Here is a 2,693-nt window from a genome sequence, read left to right on the forward strand (position 1 = left end):
CGCTCAATGGCGCGTCGCCGCTGGACATTCCGGCGGCGGGCGCGATCGGCACGGAATCCACCACCTGGCTGCTCGACGAGTCGGCCGCGGCGGACCTGCCGCGCTAGCCAAAGCAGTACCAACCGGGCGGATCGCCCCGCGAAAGCGGGGACAGACCGCCCGGTTTCGGCTTTCCGAGCCACCGCGGTGAACCGCCGAGGTCCGCGGTGCCGCGGTCAAGTCCCGGTGCCGCTCGAGATCCCGTTGGCGCTGCGAGGTCCCGGCGCCGCAGTGGGGTCCCGGTGCCGCTGGCAGGTCCCGTATCCCCGGCCAGGTCGGGATGCCGTCAGGTTCGGGTGCGGTGGGGCAGGTGTGGAGTCCACGGGCCGGGACGGCCGCGGGTGAGCGGGTAGCAGGCGAAGCCGATGAGCAGAGCCGTGAAGTGGCCGACGGCGGTGAAGGTGGGGTGCAGCAGCATCGCGGTGCCGAAGAAGGCCACGGCGGCGAGGGCGTACCAGAAGCACCAGGGGCGGGTGAGGTGGTAGGCGAGGATGCCGACGATGCCCGCCAGCGCGTAGCTGACGCCGATGTCGAGGGTGTTGACGGCGTCGGCGGGGGCCAGACCGCGGTGAATGGCCCAATACAGCACGCCCTCACTGAGATACGTGGCTCCCACGTGCGCGACGATCAAGCAGATCAGCCAGCGGACGGTACCCAGCCAGCGCTCGGCCGGGGCGTGGAAGACGGAGTAGAGCAGCACGTACACCGGCCAGCCGCCGCCGGGGAGCCAAAAGGCGCTGCCGATCAGGACTCGGATCGGATCCTCGCGCAGGTGATGCAGATTCGTGGAGCGGTCGCCGAGCACCATACGCAGTTCGTCGGGCGGCAGCATCCGCATCACGACGGTGGTGATCAGCAGTAGCGTCAGCCACAGGTAGGTGCCGGGCGCGCTGCGGACGTACCGCCATACCGCCCGAAAGCGGGCTCTGTTGTCCGTCGCCGCCATGTCCCTCTCCCACACCGCCTTCTGCCCGCCCTCATCCCGCACGCGGTCCCCGACCGACTCTGCAGGTCCCGGGATCGTCGCGCCTCACCCGATCCTGATGATTTCCCGCGAGTCAGTGTGCGCACCACCCGCCCGAATCTGCCGAACCCGCAGGTCCTACCGGCGCGGCGAGGTGCGAATCGGGTAGTTCGGTACTCGCGAGCGGCCATTGTCGCGGGCCTAGCGTCGATCTCGACGTCGAAAGGCTCGGCGTGGGGAGGCAAGGAAATGATCGACATCATCACGTTGCGGGGCACCGGGGAGGCGCGCAATGACGACGGGACACCGGCGGGGATGTTGCACGACGTCACCAAGCTGCTGGATACCGAGAAATTCTCGTGCTTCGAACCGGATTGGCCCGCCTCGATCGGACCGGATCCGAACACGTGGGGGCCGTCGCTGGACACCTCGGTGCGGCTGGGGGTCGCCGCCGGAGTCAAGGCACTGCAGGATTCACCGAATGTGTGTGGGCTGCTGAGCTATTCGCTGGGCGGCATCGTCGCCAGCACGATCCTCGAGGGCGTGCGCGCGGGCGTGTACACCAACACCGACGATTCCCCGCTCGAGATCGCCTTCGTGGTCAACATCGCCAATCCGATGCGCCGAGCGGGCCAATCGGTGGCCAACCTGTGCCCCGACACGACCTACGGCCTGCACGGCCGTCGCGGCAAATGGCCGTGGGGCCTGGATGTGCGCGAGTACGCCAACCCCGACGACATCATCACCTCCTCCCCCGACGATTCACCGCTACGTGCCATCGACACCGCGATCTCACCGTTCTCACTGGTGGAAGGCGCACGCATCGGCAACCTCACCCCGGTGATCTTCCACGAGCTCCTGGAATTCCTGCTCCTGAATCCGGCGGTGAACCTCGACCGCTACACCGCCGCCGTCCGCGGCCTCCTCGGCTACCTGACCCCCTGGCCCGACGGCCAGCACGTCCTCTACTCCGGCCACAACATGCCCGGCACCGACGTCCTGTGGACCACCCACGCCGCCGACTACCTGAACGCGACCTATTGAACCTCGGTCTCGAGTGAGCCGGTGGCAGTCCCCTGAGCGTCACTGGACTTCCGGCGCGAATCCGTAAGTCGTTGTGGCGGTGTCGCGCCAGATGTCGGGGGGTACGACGGCGCGGGAGCGGCCGTGGGGGTCGAGGATGCGGCCCAGCAGTTTCTCGTGGCGCAGGGTGATGGTGCGGTCGGTGATGACGAGGCCCGGATGCGTGGTGGCGAGCTGGTTTTCGAAGCGCGTCACCTCCGCCACCGAGTGCAGCCCGGCCTGAACCACCAGGTTGTGGGGGCCGCTGACGGCGGCGCAGTTGCGGGTTTGCGGGAGCCCGATGAGGGTGTGGCCGATCTCGGGGAGAGCGGCGGTGGGTGCGGTCGCCCAGAAGGTGACCGCCACCGGCCAGCCACCCAGCGGCCGCGCGAAATCGCAACGGAAGCTGAGCAATCCGAGCCGGGTGAGCTCGTCGAGGCGGCGTTTGACGGTGGAGGCGCTGGTGCCGAGGGCGGCGGCCAGGGCGGTGTGGGCGGCGCGGCCGTCCCGGGACAGTTCGCCGATGAGGGCCTGGTCCAGTGCGGTCAGGCGCAGGCCGCTGTCCCGGGTGGCACGGGTGGGCGCGTTCCGCAGGCGTTGCTGCTGGCCGGGCGCGAGCGCGTCGATG

Annotated in this window: 3 protein-coding genes; 1 reads left to right on the forward strand and 2 read right to left on the reverse strand. The window is 69.2% G+C overall.

Annotated features, from left to right (window positions below; genetic code table 11):
* Window positions 1-325: 325 nt before the first annotated feature.
* Window positions 326-985 carry a rhomboid-like protein gene (locus ACWELQ_RS43175; protein ID WP_452402762.1) on the reverse strand — a complete coding sequence of 220 codons (660 nt, stop codon included), beginning with the start codon at window positions 983-985 and terminating at the stop codon, window positions 326-328.
* Window positions 986-1,252: 267 nt separating this feature from the next.
* On the opposite strand from ACWELQ_RS43175, the gene ACWELQ_RS43180 reads away from it, so the two are divergent.
* Window positions 1,253-2,047: a hypothetical protein gene (locus tag ACWELQ_RS43180; protein WP_452402763.1), complete on the forward strand. Its 795-nt coding sequence runs from the start codon at window positions 1,253-1,255 to the stop codon at window positions 2,045-2,047.
* A 39-nt stretch (window positions 2,048-2,086) separates the two neighbouring features.
* On the opposite strand, the gene ACWELQ_RS43185 is transcribed toward ACWELQ_RS43180, so the two are convergent.
* A partial coding sequence (locus ACWELQ_RS43185) for an Lrp/AsnC family transcriptional regulator (RefSeq protein ID WP_452402764.1) occupies window positions 2,087-2,693 on the reverse strand: 607 nt, incomplete at its 5' end.

Source organism: Nocardia sp. NPDC004722 (genome assembly GCF_053601505.1).

What these genes read in the sequence shown, in the direction of transcription:
- ACWELQ_RS43175 (WP_452402762.1), bottom strand. Translation starts at nt 985, where the DNA reads ATGGCGGCGACGGACAACAGAGCCCGCTTTCGGGCGGTATGGCGGTAC.
- ACWELQ_RS43180 (WP_452402763.1), top strand. Translation starts at nt 1,253, where the DNA reads ATGATCGACATCATCACGTTGCGGGGCACCGGGGAGGCGCGCAATGAC.